The organism is Rhodococcus sp. SGAir0479 (genome assembly GCF_005484805.1).
Taxonomy (GTDB): domain Bacteria; phylum Actinomycetota; class Actinomycetes; order Mycobacteriales; family Mycobacteriaceae; genus Prescottella.
The window spans coordinates 1,614,027-1,617,884 of record NZ_CP039432.1 but is presented as its reverse complement, the minus strand read 5'-3'; the positions used below and the strand labels follow the sequence as shown (position 1 = coordinate 1,617,884).

The 3,858-nt window shown below is 72.2% G+C and carries 3 protein-coding genes; all 3 read right to left on the bottom strand.

The window, feature by feature from the left end; genetic code table 11:
• Window positions 1–219 precede the first annotated feature (219 nt).
• The gene (locus tag E7742_RS07590) at window positions 220–438 is read right to left on the bottom strand and encodes an MbtH family protein (protein WP_137798395.1); all 219 of its coding nucleotides are present in this window, start codon (window positions 436–438) and stop codon (window positions 220–222) included.
• Between the two features lie 195 nt (window positions 439–633).
• Window positions 634–2,265, bottom strand: a complete 1,632-nt coding sequence (lnt, locus tag E7742_RS07585) for an apolipoprotein N-acyltransferase (RefSeq protein ID WP_137798394.1) — start codon at window positions 2,263–2,265, stop codon at window positions 634–636.
• A complete protein-coding gene (locus E7742_RS07580) occupies window positions 2,255–3,850 on the bottom strand; it encodes an amidohydrolase (RefSeq protein WP_137798393.1) in 1,596 nt (531 codons plus the stop codon). Before E7742_RS07580 ends, lnt begins: the two co-directional genes overlap by 11 nt.
• Between the last annotated feature and the right edge of the window lie 8 nt (window positions 3,851–3,858).

Genomic DNA, 3,858 nt, shown 5'->3' with positions numbered 1-3,858 from the left:
TGACTCGCCCCCTGAGAGCAGAATGCTCGGGTTGCATCGGCACCACACCATATCAAGATCCATTCCGCGCCCGGACGGGTTTTCGCCCGGGATGAAACGGTCATATGGCCTGGTCAATGGGGATAAATGACCGTTCGGCTCGAATCGTCCGGTTGTTCGTTCCGACGGGCCGGCGCGGCCGCCTCGAGGCCGTTTCCGGACAGGTCCGTGGGCGCCGGATCACGTGTCGTCGCGACCGTGCACAGGGTCCGGGCGCAGATCTCTCCAGTTGCGGTCGATGTAGTCGACGCAGGCGCGGCGCGGCGCCCTTCCGTGCGCCACCGCCCAACCGGTGGGGACATCGGCGAATGCCGGCCACAGGGAGTGCTGGTTCTCCTCGTTCACCAACACCAGGTAGTCGGCGTCGGGGTCGTCGAACGGACTTGATGGACTTGTCACCACTTCACCTCTCGATCGTTTCGACGAAAGTGGTGCACACCACAAGCTAGATCGAGCGCCCTCGCGGGTTCGTTACACCATGCTAGACGCGCCGAATGCGTCCGAGCCCCGTTCGTGCACTTTTGTGTGACGCAAGTGCACGAACGGGGCTCGAGTGCTCGCAGTGACGCGAAATCGCCTATCCGAGTCGAGAACTCAGTGTTTCTTCACCTCGGCCTCGTCCGTCGTGTCCGGCACGGCGGACGCATCCGGCGTGCGCGCGGGCGTCCGGTCTCGGCGGGCACGCACGGCCGCGGCACCGAGCGCGACGACAGCTCCGAGACACAACAGCATCTCGGGGACCGGACCCAGGCGCGTGGCCACGGTCGTCCCGGTGCGCAGGGTGACGGGAGAGACCAGCGCCGCCGGCTCGAACAGGGGCGTCTGCTGCTCGATCGAACCGTCCGCGGCGATGATCGCGCTCACCCCGCTGGTGGCGGCCACGACCACGTCGCGGCGATGCTCGACGGCACGCACCCGCGACATCGCCAGTTGCTGGTACGTCATCTCGGTGTCGCCGAACGTGGCGTTGTTGGTCGGCACCGCGAGCAGTTGGGCACCGGCGCGAACGGACTGGCCGAGCGCCCGGTCGAAGGCGACCTCGTAGCACGTCGCGACACCGACCGGTGCGCCGCCCGCGGTCACGACTCCGTTGCCGTCACCCGGCACGAAGTTACCGGCCTGGTCCGCGTACTCGGAGAACAACCGGAAGAAGCTCCGGTACGGCAGGTACTCGCCGAAGGGCTGGATGATCCGCTTGTCGTGCCGCTCGCCCGGGCCCTGCGCGCCGTCCCACACGATCACCGAGTTGGTCGTCGTGCGGTCCGCGTTCACCAGCACCGCACCGACCAGGATGGGCGCACCGACCGCCTCGGACGCCGCCGTGATCTCGGCGGCCGCGTCGGCGTTGCGGAGCGGGTCGATGTCCGACGCGTTCTCCGGCCACACGACGAGGTCCGGCTGCGGCTCCCGGCCGGCCGCGACGTCGTCCGCCAGCTGGTAGGTCCGGCGCACGTGGTTGTCGAGCACCGCCCGCCGCTGCGCGTTGAACTCGAGCCCCAGGCGCGGGACGCTGCCCTGCACCGCCGCGACCGTGATGGTGCGGTCACCACCCGCATCGGCGTGCACGTAGGGCAGCGTCGCCAGCGCCGCGACCGAGGCGAGACCCGTGACGAGCACCGGACCGAGCAGCACGCGCGCCCGTGGCCGTCGGACGGCGGCGGCCACGGTGGCCAGGCCGGTACCGGTGAGCGCCACGCCGAAGCTGAGCAGCGGGGCGCCACCGAGCGCCGCCAGCGGCAACAACCATCCCTCCGGCTGCCCGAAGGCCAGTCGCCCCCAGGGGAATCCGCCGAACGGCACCGTCGAGCGCAACCATTCGGTGAGGCTCCACACCGCGGCGACGGCGAGCGCGATCACCCACGGCGGCCGGTGCAGCCGGGCCACCAGGACGGTGCCGAGCCCGAACAGTCCGAGAAAGACCGCTTCGGCGGCGGACAGTGCCAGCCACGGTAATGGCCCGACGTACTCGCCGATCCACGGCAGGAGCGGGACCAGGAAGCCGAGCCCGGCCAGGTAGCCGTAACCGAACCCGGCGCGCAACGTGCGGCCGCCGCGGCCGTACCGGGTGAGGACGGCCGTGAGCAGCGCGACGCCGAGCGGGGCGAGGAACCACAGCGGGCGCGGCGGGAAGCTCGCGAACAACAACAGCCCGGACGCGGCGGCGAGCACGCTGTCGCGCAGCGTCGAGGTCAGGACCCGACGGTCGCGGAGCCGCTCACCCTTCATGGACGGTGACTCCGCGGTGCACCGACTTCAGGCACACCGGCGTCCGTGCTCCGGACTCGAGCCGCGGCAGCGCCGGCACTCGGGACCGCGGATCGGTGGACCAGCGCTGCACGGTGTCCTTGGGCGCGGCCACGACGAGCTCGTCGGCGTCCCAGATCGCGTACGAGGCCGGGGCCCCGGGATTGAGGGTCCCGGCCATCCCGTCCCGCACGCCACCGGCGCGCCACGCGCCACGGGTGGCCGCCGAGAACGCCGCCCGCGGCGACACCCCGCTGCCGGGGGTGTGGTGCTCGACGGCCGCACGCAGCATCGACCACGGATCGATCGGGGTCACCGGGGCGTCGGAACCGAATGCCAACGACATGCCGGTCGAGGCGATCGGCGCGAACGCGTTCATCCGGGCGGCCCGGTCGGCGCCGACCCGACGTTCGTACATTCCGCCCGCCCCACCCCAGAGCGCGTCGAAGACCGGCTGCATGCTGGCAATCACGCCCCACCCGCCCAGCAGCGCGGCCTGCTCGGTGGTGACCATCTCGAGGTGCTCGATCCGGTGACCGCGCGCGGCCACGGTGGGTCCGCCCAGTTCGTCGGCGACCGCCGCGAACGCCGCGACCGCGGCGGCGACCGCGGCATCCCCGATCGCGTGGAAGCCCGCCTGGATGCCGGCGATCGTGCAGGCGCGTACGTGCGCCGCGATGGCGTCGACGTCGAGGTATGCGGTGCCGTGGTGATCGCTGCAGTCGGCGTAGGGCCGGATCAGGGAGGCGGTCCGCGAGCCCAGGGCGCCGTCGATGAACAGGTCCCCGCCGAGCGCGTGCGCTCCGGTCCGGGCCAGCAGGTCGGTGGCGGCCTCCGGTGACGTCACCGCCTCGCCCCAATACCCGCGCACCTCGACTCCGTGCGCCAGCGCGAGCAGCTCCCGGAAGTCGTCCAGGCCGCCGATGTCCGGTCCACCGCACTCGTGTACCGCGACGACGCCGTGCGCGGCCGCGTGGTCGAGCGCCGCGGTCCGGGCCGTCGCCCGCTGGGCGGCGGTGAGCAGGCCCCGCGCCTGCGCCCGCACCAGGTGGTGGGCGTCGCCGGTCAGCGGGCCGTCCGGCGAGAACCCGGCCGCGTCGGACAGTCCGGGCGCGGCCTGCCGCAGCGCGGTCGAGCACAGCGCCGAGTGCGCGTCGACGCGGGTGAGGTACACCGCCCGCCCGGGTGCGGCTGCGTCGAGGTCGGCGGTGGTGGGCGCGGCGTCGGGCCATCGACTGTCGTCCCAGCCGTGTCCCCAGATCACCGCGTCGTCGCGGGTCGCGGCGAACCGGCGCACCAGCTCGAGGCACTCGGCGCCGGAACGCGCGGTGCTGAGATCGAGCCCCGTCAGCTGCAGTCCGAGCGCGGTCACGTGCACGTGGGTGTCGACGAACGCGGGCGTCACGAACGCCCCGTCCAGCTCGACGATCTCGGCGTCCGGGTGCAGCGCGCGGCCCGGCCGGTCCTCGCCCACCCACACGACGACGCCGTCGGTGACCGCCATCGCGGTCGCGTCGGGAGCGCTGGGACTGTAGATACGGCCGTCGACCAACAGTTGGGTACTCACGAAGGTCC

Coding starts and splice junctions, on each gene's coding strand:
- lnt (WP_137798394.1), bottom strand. CDS start 2,265: ATGAAGGGTGAGCGGCTCCGCGACCGTCGGGTCCTGACCTCGACGCTG.